Origin of the sequence: Streptomyces sp. NPDC057682, assembly GCF_042799575.1 — a bacterium.
Classification (GTDB): domain Bacteria; phylum Actinomycetota; class Actinomycetes; order Streptomycetales; family Streptomycetaceae; genus Streptomyces.
Genome location: NZ_JBHVIN010000010.1, coordinates 218,383 through 237,676 on the forward strand (window position 1 = coordinate 218,383; position 19,294 = coordinate 237,676).

Annotated in this window: 2 protein-coding genes (1 of these 2 cut by a window edge); both read left to right on the plus strand. The window is 74.7% G+C overall.

The window, feature by feature from the left end; all coding sequences use genetic code 11:
* Positions 1 to 82 carry the end of an SDR family NAD(P)-dependent oxidoreductase gene (locus ACFVDM_RS20465; protein WP_383641574.1) on the plus strand. The gene continues 12,155 nt to the left of window position 1, outside the view, so only the last 82 of its 12,237 coding nucleotides appear in the window; the start codon falls outside the window, past its left edge; its stop codon occupies positions 80 to 82.
* On the plus strand, positions 79 to 19,254 hold the full coding sequence (locus ACFVDM_RS20470) for a type I polyketide synthase (RefSeq protein WP_383641577.1): 19,176 nt from the start codon (positions 79 to 81) through the stop codon (positions 19,252 to 19,254). The genes ACFVDM_RS20465 and ACFVDM_RS20470 overlap by 4 nt, the downstream gene beginning before the upstream one ends.
* Positions 19,255 to 19,294: the final 40 nt, after the last annotated feature.

Below are 19,294 nucleotides of genomic sequence, written 5' to 3' on the forward strand. Positions count from 1 at the left end.
CGACGCCCCGCACCAGGACCTTGCAGCGGCGACGAACGACGAGATCTTCGACCTGATCGACCGGGAGTTGGGCATCCGATGAGCAGTGGCGCGAACGAACAGCGGCTGCGGGACTATCTGAACCGCGTCACCGCGGACCTGCAGACGACGCGCAGGCGGGTCAGGGAGCTGGAGGACCAGCGGACCGAGCCCATCGCGATCGTGTCGATGGCCTGCCGCTTCCCCGGCGGCGCCGACACCCCCGAGGAGTTCTGGGACCTGATCGCCGCCGGTTCCGACCTCGTCGGCGAACTGCCCGGCGACCGTGGCTGGGACCTGGACGGGCTCTACCACCCCGACCCCGCGCACCCGGGCACCAGCTACACCCGCAACGGCGCGTTCCTGCCCGGTGCCGCCGCGTTCGACGCCGACTTCTTCGGCATCTCGCCGCGCGAGGCGCTGGCCATGGACCCCCAGCAGCGGCTGCTCCTGGAGACGTCCTGGGAGGCCGTCGAACGGGCCGGTCTCGACGCCGAGCGCCTGCGCGGCACCCGGGCCGGCGTCTTCGTCGGAGCCAGCCACCAGGGCTACGGAGAAGGCGTCCGCACCGCCCCCGAAGGCGTCGAGGGCCATCTGCTGACCGGCGGATCGGGCGCCGTCCTCTCCGGACGCATCGCCTACACCCTGGGGCTCGAAGGCCCCGCCGTCACCGTCGACACCATGTGCTCGTCCTCCCTGGTCGCCCTCCACCTCGCGGTGCAGGCACTCCGCAACGACGAATGCTCCCTGGCCCTCGCGGCCGGTGCCACCGTGATGGGCTCGACCCGCAACTTCACCGAGTTCAGCCGGCAGTCCGGGCTCGCGGTCGACGGCCGGGTCAAGGCCTTCTCCGACGACGCCGACGGCACCGGCTGGGGCGAGGGCATCGGAGTCCTGCTCCTGGAACGCCTCTCCGACGCCCGCCGTCACGGCCACCACGTCCTCGCCGTCGTGCGCGGCTCGGCCGTCAACCAGGACGGCGCCTCCAACGGCCTGACCGCCCCCAACGGGCCCTCGCAGCAGCGCGTCATCCGCCAGGCCCTGACCAACGCCGGAGTCGCCTCGTCCGAGGTGGACACCGTGGAGGCGCACGGCACGGGCACCTCCCTCGGCGACCCGATCGAGGCGCAGGCACTCCTCGCCACGTACGGCGTGGGCCGCCCCGACGACCGGCCGCTCCTCCTCGCCTCCGTGAAGTCCAACATCGGCCACACGCAGGCCGCGTCCGGTATCGCCGGGGTCATCAAGACGGTCCTCGCGATGCGGCACGGACTGCTGCCCCGCACCCTGCACGCCGAGAACCCCTCCACCCACGTCGACTGGTCCTCCGGCGCCGTCGAACTGCTCACCGAGGAGCGGCCCTGGCCGCGCGGCGAGCAGCCCCGCCGGGCCGGGGTCTCCTCGTTCGGCGCCAGCGGGACGAACGCGCACGTCATCCTTGAGGAAGCCCCGGACCCGGACGCGACCGACGCGGACGGGTCGGACACGGACGCTCCGGCCGCCGCTCCCCGGTCCGCCCTTCCCGTCGTCCCGTGGCCGGTCTCCGCCCGGACCGCCTCCGCCCTCCCCGCCCAGGCCGCACGGCTCGCCCCGGTGGCCGCCGCCCTGGACCCGGCTGACCTCGGCCTGTCCCTGGCCACCACCCGCACCGCCCTCGACCACCGCGCCGTCGTCCTCGCCACGGACGCCGAGGACCTGCGGACCCGGCTCGCCGCCCTCGCGGCCGGAGAACCCCTCCCCGGCACGGTGACGGCGACGGCCGACGACGGCTCCACCGCCTTCGTGTTCTCCGGCCAGGGCGGCCAGCGCCTCAGCATGGGCCGCGAACTGGCCGACGCCTTCCCGGTGTTCGCGACCGCCCTGGACGAGGTGTGCGGTCACTTCGACGGGTTGCGCGAGGTGATGGACGGTGACGCGGAGGCGTTGACGAACACGGGCTGGGCGCAGCCCGCGCTCTTCGCCGTCGAGGTCGCGCTCTACCGGCTCGTCGAGTCGTGGGGTGTCCGCCCCGACTATCTCGTGGGCCACTCGGTGGGTGAGCTGGCCGCCGCACACGTGGCCGGGGTGCTGTCCCTCGCGGACGCCGCCCGCCTGGTCTCCGCCCGCGCCGGTCTGATGCAGGCGCTGCCGTCCGGCGGCGCGATGTGGGCCGTACGGGCGACGGCGGACGAGGTCACTCCGCTGCTGGTGGACGGCGCGTCCCTGGCGGCGGTAAACGCCCCGGGCCAGGTCGTCGTCTCCGGCACCCGCGAAGCCGTCGAGGCCGTCGCCGCGCGGCTCACCGACCGTCAGTCGCGGTGGCTGGAGGTCAGCCACGCCTTCCACTCGGCGCTGATGGACCCGATGCTGTCCGAGTTCCGGGCGGCGGCGGACGAGCTGACGTACGCGGCACCCCGCATCCCGATCGTCTCGACGCTCACGGGCGAGACGGTGACCGCGTTCACCGCCGCGTACTGGACGGATCAGGTGCGCGGCACGGTTCGGTTCGCCGACGCGCTCACCCGCCTCCGGGACATCGGCGTCACCCGGTTGCTCGAACTCGGCCCGGACGCGAGCCTCGTGGGCGCGATCGACGAGACGTACGACGGCGACGCGCTCGCCGTCCCCGCCCTGCACCGCAGCCGCCCCGAGCCCACCACCGCCGTCACCGCGCTCGCCCGCCTCTGGGCGGACGGCGCCGACGTCGACTGGGCGGCCTACTTCGCCCCGGCGGGCGCCCAGGTCGCCGAACTGCCCACCTACGCCTTCCAGCGCCGCCACTACTGGCTGGAGGACCGGAACGCACCGGCACGCCCCACCGCCGACCCGCTGGACGCCTGGCGCTACGGCGTGGAGTGGGCGCCGGGGAACGCGATTGCGCCGGGCGGGCGGCTCTCGGGCCGCTGGCTGGTGGTGAGCTCCGCCGGTGCGCGGGGTGCCGAGGCCGTGGTCGAGGGACTGGGTGCGCGGGGTGCGGAGGTGGTGGAGCTGGTGCTCCCCGCCGACGCGGACCGCGAACGGATCGGCGGCCTGCTGGCCGAGCAGTCGGGCGTCGTCGGTGTGGTCTCGTTGCTGGCCCTCGACGAGGAGATCTGCGCCGAGCATCCCGCGCTGACCGTCGGGCTGGCACTGAACGTACTGCTGACGCAGGCGCTCGCCGACCGGGACCAGCCGGTCTCGGTGTGGATGTGCACACGCGGCGCGATCTCCGCCGTACGGGGTGACGAGGTCGGGCACCCGCTCCAGGGCAGCACCTGGGGTCTCGGGCTGGTCTTCGGGCTGGAGTTCCCGCAGTGGTGGGGCGGTCTGGTCGACCTTCCCGAGGCGACGACCCCGGGGGACCTGGACCGCTTCCTGGACGTCGTGGCCTCCGACGGTGCGGAGGACCAGATCGCCGTTCGCGGTGGCGACGCCCTCGTACGCCGACTGCGTCGCGAGCCGCAGGGCCCGGGGACGCGGGAGCCGTGGCGTACGAGCGGGACGGCGCTGATCACCGGCGGTACGGGCGGCCTGGGCGCGCACACGGCCCGCTGGCTCGTCGAGGCCGGTGCCGAACACCTGGTGCTGACCTCGCGGCGGGGCGCGGACGCGCCCGGAGTCGCCGAACTCGTCGAAGAACTCGGCGCCACCGGCACCCGGATCACCGTCGCCGCCTGCGACGTGTCCGACGCGGCGGCCCTGACCCGGCTCGTCGAGCGGATCGAGGCGGACGGCCCGCCGATCCGCACGGTCGTGCACAGCGCCGGAGTCGGCGGGGCCGCCCCGCTCACCGGCACGGACCTGGAGGCGTTCGCGGCCGGGGCGGACGTCAAGCTCGCCGGGACCGCACACCTCGACCGGCTCTTCGACCGCACGGAGCTGGACGCGTTCGTCCTCTACTCCTCCGTGGCCGCCGTCTGGGGAGCGGGCGGACACGGCTCGTACGCGTCCGGAAACGCGTACCTCGAAGCCGTCACCCGCAACCGGCGGGCCCGGGGCCTGACCGGTACGACGATCGCCTGGGGCCTGTGGGCGACGGACGACGGCACCGGACTCGGCGGCACCGTCGACACCGGAACGCTCAACTGGCACGGCCTCACCCCCATGGACCCGCGCACCGCGATCGACGGGCTGCGCCGGGCGATGGCCGACGGCCGGCCGTTCCTCGCCATCGGAGACGTGGACTGGGACGCCTTCACCCCCGCCTACACCGCCGCCCGCCCCCGCCCGCTCATCGAGGGCGTCCCGGAGGCCCGCGCGGCCCTCGGTACCGGCCCGGACGACGCGGCCGACCCGCACACCGCCGGGGCGGACACCCTGCGCGAACGGCTGCGGCCCCTCCCGCAGGAGGAGCGCGAGCGCGCCCTGCGCGACCTCGTACGGTCCCACGCGGCCACGGTCCTCGGACACTCCTCCCCGGACGCCATCGACGAGGGACGCCCGCTGCGCGACCTCGGCTTCGACTCGCTCCTCGCGGTGGAGCTGCGCAACGCCCTGATCGCCGACACCGGACTCAAGCTCGCCACCACCCTCGTTTTCGACCACCCGAACGTCACCCGCCTCGCCGAGCACCTGCACGCGACCCTCTTCGGCGAACAGCCCGGCGCCGAGCCCGCGATCGCCCAGATAGCCACCCGGGGCGCGGACGCCGACGACGCCATCGCGATCATCGGCATGGGCTGCCGCTTCCCCGGCGGCATCGAGACCCCCGAGGCGCTGTGGCAGCTCGTCGCGGCCGGCGGCGAAGTGCTCGGCGGCTTCCCCGACAACCGGGGCTGGGACCTCGACCGGCTCTTCGACCCCGACCCGGACAACGAGGGGCACAGCTACGTCCGCACGGGCGGCTTCGTCCGCGACGCCGGCGACTTCGACCCCGCCTTCTTCGGGATCTCGCCGCGCGAGGCGCTGGCCATGGACCCCCAGCAGCGGCTGCTCCTGGAGACGGCCTGGGAGGCCATCGAACAGGGCCGGATCGACCCGCACAGCCTGCGCGGCAGCGAGTGCGGTGTGTTCATCGGCGCCGGAAACGGCGGCTACGGCACCGGGCTGCGCCAGCTCCCGGAAGGCGTGGAGGGCCACCTCCTCACCGGGACGGCGACGAGCATCGCCTCCGGCCGGATCTCGTACACCCTCGGTCTGGAGGGCCCGGCGGTCACCGTCGACACCGGGTGCTCCTCGGCCCTCGTCGCCGTACGGCTGGCGGCCCAGGCCCTGCTGACCGGTGAGTGCACGATGGCCCTGGCCGGGGCGGCCTCCATCGGTTCCTCGCCACTTGGATTCATCGAGTTCAGCCGCCAGCGCGGCCTCGCGGAGGACGGCCGGTCCAAGGCGTTCTCCGAGGACGCGGACGGCATGGGCATCTCCGAGGGCGCGGGCGTCTTCGTCCTGGAACGGCTGTCCGACGCCCGCCGCAACGGCCACCAGGTCCTCGCCGTCGTCCGTGGTTCCGCCATGAACCAGGACGGCGCGTCCAACGGCCTCACCGCCCCCAACGGGCCCTCCCAGCAGCGCGTCATCCGCCAGGCCCTCGCCAACTCCGGCCTGACCGGCGCGGACATCGACGTCGTCGAGGCGCACGGCACGGGCACGAAGCTCGGCGACCCGATCGAGGCACAGGCCCTCCTCGCCACGTACGGCCAGGACCGGCCCGAGGGCCGCCCCCTGTGGCTCGGCTCGGTCAAGTCCAACCTGGGCCACACCCAGGCCGCCGCCGGTGTCGCGGGCATCATGAAGATGATCCTCGCCCTGCACCACGGCGAACTGCCCCGCACCCTGCACGTCGGCACCCCGTCCTCGCGTGTGGACTGGACGGCCGGCGCGGTGGAGCTGCTGACCGAGGCCCGGGAGTGGCCGCGCGGCGAGCAGCCGAGGCGCGCGGGCGTCTCCGCCTTCGGCGTCAGCGGGACGAACGTCCACCTGATCCTGGAGGAGCCCCCCGCCGAGGACGCGCCCGCGACACCGGCCCCGGCCCCGGCGGTCGTGCCGTGGGTCCTGTCCGGCCGGGGCGCGTCCGCGCTGCGGGAACAGGCGGCCCTCCTCGGATCGCCGGCCGCCCTGGACGCCGACCCGGTCGCCGTCGGCTGGTCCCTGGCCACGACCCGGGCGCGGTTCGAGCACCGGTCCGTGGTGCTGGGCTCTTACGGTTCCGGCCTTGCGGCTCTGGCTGCGGGTGAGCCGTCGGCCTCCGTGGTGTCGGGGGTGTCCGGTCCGGTGGGCCGGTCGGTGTTCGTGTTCCCGGGGCAGGGTGCGCAGTGGGTGGCCATGGGGGCCCGGCTGTTGGACGAGTCTCCGGTGTTCGCTGATGGGGTGGCCGCGTGTGAGGCCGCGATGGCGGGGCTGGTGGACTGGTCGGTCACGGATGTGCTGCGCGGCAGTCCGGATGCTCCGTCGCTGGAGCGGGTCGATGTGGTGCAGCCCGCGTCGTTCGTCGTGATGGTCGCGCTCGCGGAGGTCTGGCGGTCGTACGGGGTGACGCCTTCCGCCGTGGTGGGGCACTCGCAGGGTGAGATCGCCGCCGCGTACGTCGCCGGCGCGTTGTCGCTTGAGGACGCGCTGCGGGTGGTGTGTGTGCGGAGTCGGGCGATTGCCGGGCTGGCCAGCGGTAACGGAACCATGGCGTCGGTCGGTGCCGGGGTCGCTCAGGTTGAGGAGATCTTGACGGAGTGGGGCGACCGCGTGTCGGTTGCTGCCGTCAACGGGCCCTCGCAGGTGGTCATTTCGGGTGAGATCGGGGCCGTGGAAGAGGCCGTGGCCCGGTGTGTGGAGCTGGGTCTCCGTGCTCGCCGTATCGCGGTGGACTACGCCTCCCACTCGCCTGCGATGGATGTGCTGCACGACGAGCTGACGACCAGTCTGGCCGGGATCAGCCCGCGTGCGGGGACGATTCCGTTGCTGTCGACGGTGACGGGTGAGTTCACTGACGGCGCGGACATGACCACCGACTACTGGGTGACGAACCTCCGCTCCCAGGTCCGATTCGCCCAGGCCATCGAGAAGCTGGCAGGTAAGGGCTACGGCGTCTTCGTCGAGGTCTCCTCGCACCCCGTGCTGACCGCCGCCGTGCAGGAGATCGCCGAGGCGGCCGCCGAACGGGCCGGGGTGGAGCCGGGTGTGGTCGCCGGGTCGCTGCGCCGCGACGACGGCGGGCTCGACCGCTTCCTCGCGGGCGTCGCCGAACTCTGGGTGCGCGGTGTGGACGTGGACTGGACGGCCGCCTTCCCGGCCCCCCGTCCGGCGCCCGTGGCCCTGCCCACGTACCCCTTCCAGCGTCAGCACTACTGGCTGGAGGACGACTCCACCGTCCCGCTGAGCGAGCCGAGCCCCGTGGACGCCGAGTTCTGGGCGGCCGTCGGCAGCGGAGACACCCAGGCCTTCGCCGAGGAACTGGGCATCGAGGAGCAGACGCCGCTGAGCGCGATGCTCCCGGCCCTCCACGCCTGGCGGATGCGCCGTGCCGAGGCCTCCACGCTGGACTCGTGGCGGTACGCCGTGGAGTGGGTGCCGGGGGAGGCGGTCGCCGCAGGCGGGCGGCTTTCGGGGCGCTGGCTGGTGGTGAGTTCCGCCGGGGCCCGTGGTGCCGATGCCGAGGCCGTGGTGGCGGGTCTGGGTGCGCGGGGTGCGGAGGTGGTGGAGCTGGTGCTCCCCGCCGATGTGGACCGTGAGCGGCTGGGCGGCCTGCTGGCCGAGCAGTCCGGGGCCGTCGGTGTGGTGTCGTTGCTGGCCTTCGACGAGGAGGTCTGCGCCGAGCGTCCCGCGCTCACGGTCGGGCTGGCGCTGAACGTGCTGCTGACGCAGGCGCTCGCCGACTGGGACCAGCGGGTCTCGGTCTGGATGTGCACGCGCGGTGCGATCTCCGCCGTGCGCGGGGACCGCGTGGAGCATCCGGTCCAGGGCAGCAGCTGGGGTCTCGGGCTGGTGTTCGGGCTGGAGTTCCCGCAGTGGTGGGGCGGTCTGGTCGACCTTCCCGAGTCCGTGGACGCGCAAGACCTGGACTGCTTCCTGGACGTGGTCGCCTCCGACGGTGCGGAGGACCAGTTCGCCATCCGGAGCGGTGGGGCCCTGCTGCGCCGGCTGCGGCGGGACCCGTTGCGGGAGAAGGCGCGCGAGCCGTGGCGCACGAGCGGGACGGCACTGATCACCGGCGGTACGGGCGGTCTGGGCGCACACGCTGCGCGCTGGCTGATCGAGGCCGGGGCGGAGCACCTGGTGCTGACCTCGCGGCGGGGCGCGGACGCGCCCGGAGTCGCCGAACTCGTCGAAGAACTCCGCGCCACCGGCACCCGGATCACCGTCACCCAGTGCGACGTCTGCGACTACGACGACCTCGCGCGCATGGTCGACGAGGTCGAGGCCGACGGGCCGCCGATCCGCACGGTCATCCACTGCGCGGGCGTCGGCCACCTCGCCGCGCTGACCGGGACGGACCTGGACGAGTTCGCGGCCGGTGCGGAGGCGAAGCTCGCCGGCACCGCCAACCTCGACCGGCTCTTCGACCGGGACACCCTCGACGCGTTCGTCCTCTACTCCTCCGTGGCCGCACTCTGGGGCGCCGGGGAGCACGGCTCGTACTCGGCGGGCAACGCCTACCTCGACTCGGTCACCCGCAGCCGCCGCGCCCGGGGGCTCACCGGCACCACCATCGCCTGGGGCCTCTGGTCCGCGGACGACGGCGGCATGGCCGACAAGGTGGACCCGGGATCGCTCAACTGGCGCGGTCTGGCGTTCATGAACCCGCAGACCGCGATGGCCGGACTGCGACAGGCCATGGCCGACGACGAGGAGTTCCTGGCGATCGGCGAGGTGAACTGGGAGGCGTTCACGCCCGCGTTCACCGCCATGCGCGAACGCCCCCTGCTCGACGGCGTCCCGGAGGTCCGGGCCTACCTGGAGCGCAACGCCGCGCCCACGGCCCGCGAGGAGACGGCCGACGACAACGCGCTGCGCGAGCGGCTGCGGCCCCTCCCGCAGGAGGAGCGCGAGCGCGCCCTGCGCGACCTCGTACGGTCCCACGCCGCCACCGTCCTCGGACACTCCTCCCCGGAGGCCATCGAGGAGGGCCGGCCGCTGCGCGAACTCGGCTTCGACTCGCTCCTCGCGGTGGCCCTGCGCAACGCCCTCGTCGCCGCCACCGGCCTCAAGCTCGCCGCCACCCTCGTCTTCGACTACCCCAACGTCACCCGACTGGTGCGCCACCTCGACGAGGAACTGTTCGGCGGGGCCGCGCCCGAGCCCCGGGCCGTTGCCGCCGCCGTCCCCGGGGCGGACAGCGACGACGCCATCGCGATCGTCGGGATGAGCTGCCGGTTCCCCGGCAGGATCAACGCGCCGGAGGACCTGTGGCGGCTGGTGACCGCCGAGGACGAGATCCTGAGCGCCTTCCCCGACAACCGTGGGTGGGACCTCGACCGGATCTTCAGCCCCGACCCCGACGAGGAGGGCCGCACCTACGTCCGCTCCGGCGGGTTCGTGCACGACGCGGGCAACTTCGACCCCACGTTCTTCGGGATCTCGCCGCGCGAGGCGCTGGCCATGGACCCGCAGCAGCGGCTGCTGCTGGAGGTTTCGTGGGAGGCGATCGAGCACGGCCGGATCGACCCGCACAGCCTGCGCGGCAGTGAGTGCGGTGTGTTCATCGGCGCCGGAAACGGCGGCTACGGAAGCGGTGTGAGCCGGCTGCCCGAAGGCATGGAGGGCCACCTCCTGACCGGTACGGGCCCCAGCATCGCCTCCGGCCGGATCTCGTACACCCTCGGTCTCGAAGGCCCGGCCGTCACGCTCGACACCGGCTGCTCCTCGGCCCTCGTCGCCCTCGACCTCGCCGTCCAGGCGCTGCGGTCCGGCACCTGCTCGCTGGCCCTGGCCGGGGCGGCCTCCATCGCCTCCACCCCGGACGGGTTCATCGGCTTCAGCCGTCAGCGCGGCCTCGCGGAGGACGGCCGGTCCAAGGCGTTCTCCGAGGACGCGGACGGTATGGGCCTCTCGGAGGGCGTCGGCCTCTTCGTGGTGGAGCGGCTCTCGGACGCCCGCCGCCACGGCCACCAGGTCCTCGCCGTCCTCCGCGGCTCGGCCATGAACCAGGACGGTGCGTCCAACGGCCTCACCGCCCCCAACGGGCCCTCGCAGCAGCGCGTCATCCGTCAGGCCCTCGCCAACTCCGGCCTCACCGCCGCCGACGTGGACATCGTCGAGGCGCACGGCACCGGCACGAAGCTCGGCGACCCGATCGAGGCGCAGGCCCTCCTCGCCACCTACGGCAAGGAACGCCCGGCCGACCAGCCGCTGTGGCTCGGCTCGGTCAAGTCCAACATCGGCCACACCCAGCTCGCCGCCGGTGCGGCGGGCGTCATGAAGATGATCCTCGCCCTCCGGCACGGCGTGATGCCGAAGACCCTGCACCTCGGCACCCCGTCCTCCCGCGTGGACTGGGAGGCCGGCGCGATCGAACTCCTCGCCGAGGCCCGTCCGTGGCCGCGCGGCGAGCAGCCCAGGCGCGCGGGTGTGTCGGCCTTCGGGATGAGCGGGACGAACGTCCACGTGATCCTGGAGGAGGCCCCCGACGAGGACCTTCCCGCGACGCCGTACGACGAGATCCCGCCGGTCGCCCCGTGGCTGCTCTCCGGCCGCGGCGCCGAGGCCCTGCGCGAGCAGGCGGCGGCGCTCGGCATCCTGGCGGAGGACACCGACCCGGTCGCGGTGGGCTGGTCCCTCGCGACCACCCGGGCCCGGTTCGAACACCGCGCCGTGATCCTCGGCGCGTACGGCTCCGGCCTCGCGGCCCTCGCCGCGGGCGAGCCCGCCGGCCAGGTGGTGTCCGGCGTGACCGGCCCGGTGGGCCGCTCGGTGTTCGTCTTCCCCGGCCAGGGTGCGCAGTGGGTCGCCATGGGTGCCCAACTGCTGGACGAGTCCCCGGTGTTCGCCGATGTGGTGGCCGCGTGTGAGGCCGCGATGGGCGGGCTGGTGGACTGGTCGGTCACCGATGTGCTGCGCGGCAGCGCGGACGCCCCGTCGCTGGACCGGGTGGATGTCGTCCAGCCCGCGTCCTTCGTCGTGATGGTCGCGCTCGCGGCGGTCTGGCGGTCGTACGGGGTGACTCCGGCGGCGGTTGTCGGGCATTCGCAGGGTGAGATCGCTGCCGCGTATGTGGCGGGTGCGTTGTCGCTTGAGGACGCGCTGCGGATTGTGTGTGTGCGGAGTCGGGCGATTGCGGGTCTGGCCAGTGGTGACGGGACGATGGCGTCGGTCGGTGCCGGGGTTGCTCAGGTTGAGGAGATCTTGACGGAGTGGGGCGACCGCGTGTCGGTTGCTGCCGTCAACGGGCCGTCGCAGGTGGTGATTTCGGGTGAGATCGGGGCCGTGGAAGAGGCTGTGGCCCGGTGTGTGGAGCTGGGGCTGCGGGCTCGCCGTATCGCGGTGGACTACGCGTCCCACTCGCCCGCCATGGACGTCCTGCACGACGAGCTGACGACCAGTCTGGCCGGGATCACCCCGCAGGCCGGCACGATCCCGCTCCTCTCGACGGTGACCGGTGAGTTCACCGACGGCTCGGACATGACCACCGACTACTGGGTCACCAATCTCCGCTCCCAGGTCCGCTTCGCCCAGGCCATCGAGAAGCTGGCGGACGACGGCTACGGCGTCTTCGTCGAGGTCTCGTCCCACCCCGTTCTCTCCGCCGCGATCGAGGAGATAGCCGACCGGAGCGTGGTCACCGGGTCGCTCCGCCGGGACGACGGCGGACTCGACCGGTTCCTCGCGGGCGTTGCCGCGCTCTGGGTCCACGGCGTGGACGTCGACTGGACGGCCGCGTTCCCCGAGACCCGCCCGGCGCTCGTCGACCTCCCCACGTACGCCTTCCAGCACCGGCACTACTGGCTGGAGGACGAGTCCGCCGCCCCGGCGGACGCCGCCTCCGCGCCGGTCGACGCCGCGTTCTGGGCGGCGGTCGAGGGCGAGGACGCGGACGCGCTCGCCGCGACGCTGGGCGTCGAGGACGCCGCGCCGATCGCGACGCTGCTGCCCGCGCTCTCCGACTGGCGCCGCCGCAGGCGCCAGGAATCCGAAGTGGACTCCTGGCTCTACGACGTCCAGTGGCAGCCCCTTCCGCACGGCGCGGCCCCGCGCCTCGACGGTGAGCGGTGGCTGCTGCTCGTCGCGGACGGCGGGCACCGCTGGGCGGACCGGGCCGCCCAGGTCCTCGGCGCCGCAGGCGCCCGGGTGCGGGTGGCCGAGGTGACCGCCACCGACCGGGCCGGGCTCGCCGCGCAACTTTGCGAGGTCGGGGCCGACAGCACCGGGGTGCTCTCCCTCCTGGCCTCCGGCCGGGACACGGACCTCGAACGGACCGCGCTGCTCGTCCAGGCCCTCGGGGACGCGGGCCTCACCGCCCCGCTCTGGCTCGCCACCCAGGACGCCGTCTCCGTCGGCCCGTTCGACCGCACCGTCGACCCCGGCCAGGCCCGGCTGTGGGGGCTGGGGCGGATCGCCGCCCTGGAGTACCCGCAGCGGTTCGGCGGCCTGGTCGACCTGCCGGACGCCCCCGACGCACGGGCCGCCGAACGGCTCGTACGGGCGCTGACCGCACCCGACGGAGAGGACCAGCTCGCCGTGCGGGCCGGCGGTACGTACGTACGCCGCCTGGTCCGCAAGCCGCTGGCCGCGCTGACCCCCGTACGGGACTGGCGGCCCACCGGCACCGTCCTCGTCACCGGGGGCACCGGCGGCGTCGGGGCCGAGATCGCCGCGTGGCTCGCGGAGAACGGGGCCGAGCACCTGGTGCTGACCAGCAGGCGCGGCGACCGGGCCCCGGGCGCCGCCGAACTGACGGAGCGGCTGACCGGGCTCGGCGCCCGGGTGACGATCGCCGCCTGCGACGTCACCGACCGGGAGGCGCTGCGCGCCGTCCTCGACGCCGTACCGGCCGACGTGCCGCTCACCGGCGTCGTACACGCGGCGGCCGTCCTCGACGACTGCCTGATCGACGAACTGACCCCGGACCGCGTCGGCACGGTGCTCGGCCCCAAGGCCGTCGCCGCCCACCACCTGCACGAACTCACCAAGGACGCCGGGCTCGACGCCTTCGTTCTCCTCTCCTCGATGGCCGGGACGCTCGGTGGACCCGGCCAGGGCAGCTACGCCGCCGCCAACGCGTACCTCGACGCCCTGGCCCTGCGCCGGCGGGCCGAGGGGCTGTCGGCCACCTCACTGGCCTGGGGCGCCTGGGCGCGGGTCGGGCTCGCCACCGGGGACATGGCCGAGCGGATGGGCCGCAGCGGGGTCGCGCCGATGGCGCCCGAGACGGCCCTGCGCGCGATCGGGCACGCCCTCGACCACGACCTGGGCTACCTCATGGTCGGCGACATCGACTGGCCGGTCTTCGGCCCGAACTGCACGGCGGGCCGCGCCGGGAAGGTCCTCGACCGGCTGCCCGAGGCGCACCCCGCCCCGGCGACCGGCACCGACGCCGAACCGGCCGAGGAGGGCTTCGCCGCCGGGCTCGCCGGACGGACGCCCGCCGAGCGCGAGCAGGCCCTGTTCACGCTGGTCCGCACCCAGGCGGCGGCCGTGCTCGGGCTGACCGGGCCCGAGGCCGTCGACCCCGACCGGGCCCTGCGCGACCTCGGTTTCGACTCCATCACCGCCGTCGAACTGCGCAACCGGCTCAACACCGTCACCGGGCTGCGCCTGCCCGTCACCGTGGTCTTCGACCACACGGCCGCCGGACCGCTCGCCCAGCACCTGTACGAGCAGCTGTTCGGCCAGGAGTCCGGAGCGGCCTCCGCCGCACTCACGGTTCCGGCCGCCCAGCCGGCCGCCGTGGCGGCGGCCGGCGAGGACGATCCGGTCGTCATCGTCGGGATGGGCTGCCGCTTCCCCGGCGGGATCGAGACCCCCGAGCAGTTCTGGGAGCTGCTGGCCGAGGGCGGCGACGCCGTGACGGAGTTCCCCACGGACCGGGGCTGGGACCTGGAGGGGCTCTACGACCCCGACCGGGACCGGCCCGGCACGTACTACGCCCGGGGCGGCGGATTCCTGCGGGACGTCGGCGCGTTCGACCCGGTGTTCTTCGGGATCTCGCCCCGGGTGGCGCCCGCCATCGACCCGCAGCACCGGCTGCTGCTGGAGACCTCGTGGGAGGCGTTCGAACGGGCCGGGATCGACCCGGCGACGGTGAAGGGCACCCCCGTCGGCGTGTTCGTCGGCTCGAACTACAACGACTACGGGCACCGGCTCCTCGGCGTCCCGAGCGAGTTCGAGGGGCAGCTCGCCACCGGCAGCGCGTCCAGTGTGACCTCGGGCCGGGTGGCGTACACCTTCGGGCTCGAAGGGCCCGCCGTCACCGTGGACACCGCCTGCTCGTCCTCGCTGGTCGCCCTGCACCTGGCCGCCCAGTCCGTGCGCTCCGGCGAATGCGCCATGGCGCTGGCCGGCGGGGTCACCGTGATGTCCACCCAGGACACCTTCATCGAGTTCAGCCGGCAGGGCGCCCTCTCGCCCGACGGGCGCTGCCGGGCCTTCTCCGCCGACGCGGACGGGGCCGGCTGGGCCGAGGGCGTCGGCATGCTCCTGGTCGAGCGGCTGTCCGACGCGCGGCGCCACGGGCACCCGGTCCTCGCCGTGGTGCGCGCCAGCGCGGTCAACCAGGACGGCGCGTCGAACGGGCTGACCGCCCCCAACGGGCTCGCCCAGCAGCGGGTCATCCGGCAGGCCCTGGCCAACGGCGGGCTCGGCCCCGCCGACGTGGACCTGATGGAGGCCCACGGCACCGGCACCTCGCTCGGCGACCCGATCGAGGCCGACGCGCTCCTCGCCACGTACGGGCAGGGCCGCTCCGGCGACCGGCCGCTGTGGCTCGGCTCGGTCAAGTCCAACATCGGGCACACCCAGGCGGCGTCCGGCGTGGCCGGGATCATCAAGACCGTGCTGGCCATGCGGCACGGCATCATGCCGGGCACGCTCCACGCTTCCGAGCCCACCCCGCACGTCGACTGGTCGGCGGGCACCGTGCGGCTGCTCACCGAGGCCCGCGCCTGGCCGGAGGGCGACACGCCCCGCCGCGCCGCCGTCTCCTCCTTCGGCGTCAGCGGCACCAACGTCCACATGATCATCGAGCAGGCCCCGGCGGAACCGGCCGCGCCCGCCACCGGCGAGGACGGCCCCGGCGACGGAGCCGTACCGCTCCCGTTCGTCCTGTCCGCCCGCAACGCCGCCGCGCTGACCCAGCAGGTCGACCGGCTGAAGGACGTGCTCGACCGGCGGCCGGAGACCGGTCTCGCGGCCATCGGGCGCGCGCTGGCGGCCCGTTCCCGCTTCGAGCACCGCCTCGTGGCCTGGAGCGGCGACCGCGCCGGACTGCGCGAACAGCTCGACGCGTGGTCGGCCGGGCGCACCACCGCCCCCTCGGCCACCGGCACGGCGAGCGGCGGACGCACCGCGTTCCTGTTCTCCGGCCAGGGCGCGCAGCGGCTCGGCATGGGCCGCGAGCTGTACGAGACGTTCCCCGTGTACGCCGACGCCTTCGACGAGGTCTGCGCCCATGTGGACCTGGAACTCCCGCTGCCGCTGCGGGACATCGTGTTCGCGGCCGAGGACGGGGAGCGGGCCGGACTGCTCGACCGCACCGAGTACACGCAGCCGGCGCTGTTCGCCGTCGAGGTCGCGCTGTACCGGCTCCTGGAGTCCTGGGGCGTCCGCCCCGACTACCTGATCGGGCACTCCGTCGGCGAACTGGCCGCCGCGCATCTGGCCGGGGTCTTCACCCTTCCCGACGCCTGCCGCCTGGTCGTGGCGCGGGGCCGGCTCATGGGCGAACTGCCCGCCGGGGGCGCCATGGCCGCCCTGGCCGCCACCGAGGACGAGGTGCTGGCGCTGCTCGCGGGCCTGGAGGACCGGATCGCGGTCGCCGCGGTCAACGCCCCGGACGCCGTCGTCGTCTCCGGCGACACCGCCGAGGTCGACCGGATCGCCGCCCACTTCGCCGAACTCGGCAGAAAGACTAGGCGTTTGCGGGTCAGCCATGCGTTTCACTCGCCCCATATGGACGCGATGTTGGACCGCTTCGCCGAGATCGTCCGGGACATACCGATGTCACCGCCGACGATCCCGCTGGTGTCGGACGTGACCGGGGAGACCGCCACGGCCGACCGCCTGTGCACGCCCGCGTACTGGGTGGACCAGCTGCGCGGCGCCGTCCGGTTCGCCGACGGCGTCCGCACCCTCTCCGAGGCGGGCGTCACCCGCTTCCTGGAGGTCGGGCCCGACGCCGTGCTCGCCGCGATGGCGCGGGACTGCCGGGCCGACGACGCCCCCGGCACGGTCGTGCCGCTGCTGCGCCGGGGCCGCGACGAGACGCGCTCCGTGCTCGGGGCCCTCGCCGAGCTGTACGTCCACGGCGGCGGCTGCGACTGGCAGGCCCTGCTGCCGGACACCCCGCCCGCCGAACTGCCCACCTACCCCTTCCAGCGCCGGCGCTACTGGCTGGACGCACGGCCCTCGGGCGATGTGCGGCAGGCCGGACTCGACGCGGCGGACCACCCGCTGCTCGGCGCCGCCGTGCGGCTCGCCGACGACGGCGCGCTGTTCACGGCCCGGCTCTCGCGCCGGAACCACCCCTGGCTCGGCGACCACGTCATCGCCGGCCGCGCGCTCCTGCCCGGCACGGCGTTCCTCGAACTCGCCGTGCGCGCCGGTGACCAGGTCGGCTGCGGCGGTGTCGGTGAACTGACGCTCCAGGAACCGCTGGTGCTCCCCGAGACGGGGGCCGTCCAGGTCCAGGTCCGGGTGGGCGCCGCCGACGCCGACGGGGCCCGTACGGTCGAGGTGCACTCCCGGGCCGACGGCGAGGACGCCGACGCGCCGTGGCGGCGCCACGCGGGCGGCACCCTGCTGCCCGGCACCCCGGCCGCCGGACCGGCCCCCGAGGCCTGGCCCCCGGCCGGCGCCGACCCCGTCGCCCTCGACGGCTTCTACGGGCGGCTGGCCGAGGCCGGCAGCGACTACGGGCCGGTGTTCCAGGGGCTGCGCGCCGCCTGGCGCCGGGACGCCGAGGTCTTCGCCGAGGTGTCCCTGCCCGAGGGCACGGACGCCACCGGCTTCGGCCTCCACCCGGCACTGCTCGACGCCGCCCTCCAGGCGGTGTCCCTCGGCGCGCTCGGTGACGCGGGACGCAGCGTCGTCCCGTTCTCCTGGCAGCGGGCCGCCCTGCACAGCACGGGCGCCACGGTTCTGCGGGTCGCGCTCACGGACATCGGTGAGAACACCGTGTCCGTCCGCGCCTGGGACCCGGCCGGCACCCCGGCCGTGTCCGCCGACGCGCTGGCGTTCCGCCCGGTCACCGGCACGGCGGCGGCCGGTCCGCGCACCGATCTGCTGATGCGCACCGACTGGCAGCCGCTCCCGGCCGCCGAACCGCGCGGCAGCGCCTGGGCCGTCGTCGGGGACGCCGCGTCGTCCGGCCCGACGGCCGCCCTCGGCCGGGCCGTCGTCCTCACCCCGTACCCGTCCCTGTCCGGTCTGGCCGACGCGGTCGCCACCGGCACCGCCGTCCCCGACCGGGTCCTGATCGCCGTCCCGGCCTTCGACGGCGAACCGGCCGCCGCGGCCCGCGAGGCCACCCACTGGGCCCTGGAGCTGGTGCAGGGCTGGCTCGGCCACGAACGGCTCGCCGGGTCCCGGCTCGTCCTCGTGACCCGGGGCGCCGTCGCCGTCGGCTCCGACACCGAACTGACCGATCTGCCCGCCGCTACCGTCCACGGACTGGTCCGGGCCGCGATCACCGAACATCCCGGCCGCTTCGCCCTCCTCGACATCGAGGACGGCGAACCGTCGGCCGCCGCCCTGGCCACCGCGCTCGCCTCCGACGAACCCCGGACCGTGCTGCGCGGCGGCACCGCGCTCATGGCCCGGCTGGCCCGGGTCCGCCAGGACGCGGAGCCCGCCGCGGCACCGGTCTGGAACTCCGCCGGAACCACCCTGGTCACCGGAGCCACCGGCACCCTCGGCCGGCTCGTCGCCCGCCACCTCGTCACCGAGCACGGTGTACGCCGGCTGCTGCTCATCAGCCGCAGCGGACCCGCCGCACCGGGCGCGGCCGAGCTGGAGGCCGAACTCACCGGCCTGGGCGCCGAGGTGACGGTCGCCGCCTGTGACGCCGCCGACCGGGACGCGCTGCGCCGGCTGCTCGACGCCGTCCCCGCCGCGCACCCGCTGACCGCGGTCGTGCACGCCGCGGGCGTCGTCGACGACGGGGTGATCACCTCGCTGACCCCGGAGCGGATCGACGGGGTGCTCGCGCCCAAGGCCGACGCCGCCGTGAACCTGCACGACCTCACCGCGGACCTGGACCTCGACGCGTTCGTGCTGTTCTCCTCCATCGCCTCCACGTTCGGCGGCGCGGGACAGGGCGCGTACGCCGCCGGGAACGCCTTCCTGGACGCGCTGGCCGTCCACCGCAGGGCCCTCGGACTGCCCGCGGTCTCCCTGTGCTGGGGGCCGTGGACCGAGCTGAGCACGATGACCGGGAAGCTGGACGCGGCCGACCACGCACGGTTCGCCCGCGCCGGCATCGTTTCGCTGTCCACGGCCGAGGGGCTGGAACTGCTCGACGCCTCGCGCACCGTCGACGAGGCGGTCCTCGTACCGGTCCGGCTGTCGCTGGACGGGCTGGACGCCGAGCAGGTGCCGCCGCTGCTGCGCGGACTCGTCCGGGCCGCGTCCCGGCCGGCCGCCGCGCACACCGTGCGGGACAGCGCCCCCGAGGCTCCGGCCGACCGCTTCGCGGGCATGACCGGACCCGAGCGGGCCCGCGCCCTGACCGATCTGGTCCGCGACGAGGCGGCCGTCGTCCTCGCCTACGGGCCCGGCGAACGCGTCGACATGGACCGGGGATTCCTGGAGATGGGCTTCGACTCGCTCAGCGCCGTCGAACTGCGCAACCGGCTCGGCAAGGCCACCGGCCTCACCCTGCCCGCGACCCTGCTCTTCGACTACCCGACCCCGGCCGCGCTCGCCGCGCACCTCGACGAGATCTTCCCGTCGGACAGCGCGCGCGTCCTGGCCCCGCTCCTGCTGGAGCTGGAGAAGCTCGGCGCCAACCTGCCCGACTCGACCGCCGACGACGAGCTGCGCGGCGCCGTCGAGAGCCGGCTGCGCGACCTGCTGGACCGGGTGGCCGGGCCCGGCGTCCCGGCGCCGGCGCCCGTGGCGCCGGACGCGGTGATCGACGACGTCGACGCCGCCTCCGACGACGAGATCTTCAAGTTCCTCGACGGGCTGGACCGGTGAGCGGCGGACCGGAGGAGGAGAACGTGCATCAGGCCGGCTG